This window comes from Cognatundibacterium luofuense (assembly GCF_018139685.1).
In the GTDB taxonomy this organism is placed as follows: domain Bacteria; phylum Pseudomonadota; class Gammaproteobacteria; order Burkholderiales; family Burkholderiaceae_D; genus Undibacterium; species Undibacterium luofuense.
The window spans coordinates 1-576 of sequence record NZ_JAGSPN010000076.1 but is presented as its reverse complement, the minus strand read 5'-3'; the positions used below and the strand labels follow the sequence as shown (position 1 = coordinate 576).

At 55.9% G+C, this 576-nt stretch carries 1 protein-coding gene and 1 pseudogene; one reads left to right on the top strand and one right to left on the bottom strand.

Annotated elements, in window-relative coordinates:
- A pseudogene (locus tag KDM89_RS19395) lies at window positions 1-316 on the top strand (chromate transporter); the annotation flags it as partial.
- Here the strand turns inward: KDM89_RS19395 and KDM89_RS19390 are convergent.
- Window positions 303-576, bottom strand: a 274-nt coding sequence (locus KDM89_RS19390; protein WP_212689545.1) for a hypothetical protein, incomplete at its 5' end; no start/stop codon positions are given. The pseudogene KDM89_RS19395 and the gene KDM89_RS19390 overlap by 14 nt on opposite strands.

The following is a 576-nucleotide window of genomic DNA, read 5'->3' as shown; positions in this document are numbered from 1 at the left end:
GATTGCCTGGCTGTTCATCGCCGCCGGTGCACTGGTCTGGTTAGTGCGCACCAAGCCGCGCTTCGGCTCTACCAATTTGGGTCTGGTGCCCTTGCCGTTGTTGGGGTGGATGGGGAACGACGCCAATCTGTTGTTGCAGATATTACTGTTCTTCACCAAAGCCGGCGCCTTTGTGTTCGGCTCAGGCCTGGCCGTGGTGCCCTTCCTATACGGTGGTGTCGTCACTGAGCATCACTGGCTCACCGACAAGCAATTCGTTGACGCAGTGGCAGTAGCGATGATCACGCCGGGTCCCGTCGTCATCACAACCGGCTTCTGACCCAGTTATAGATTTGTACCGGGTTGTTGTTGAGTTCCTGGGCTTTGGCTTTTACAGCAGGTGTGAGCTGAATGTCTTCAGTTTCTGCTGTGTCTTGTGCGACGGGTAGCACCGGCAAGCTGGCTTGTGCCAGTTTGAGTCCATCTGGGATGGCGCCGGCCAGCATGATTTTGTCATACTTGGGCGGGAACAAGCTGGCCTGGTACTCGGCTTTAGTTTCGTTTGGTTTTCTGACTTTGTTGCTGGGGCTGCCGAAC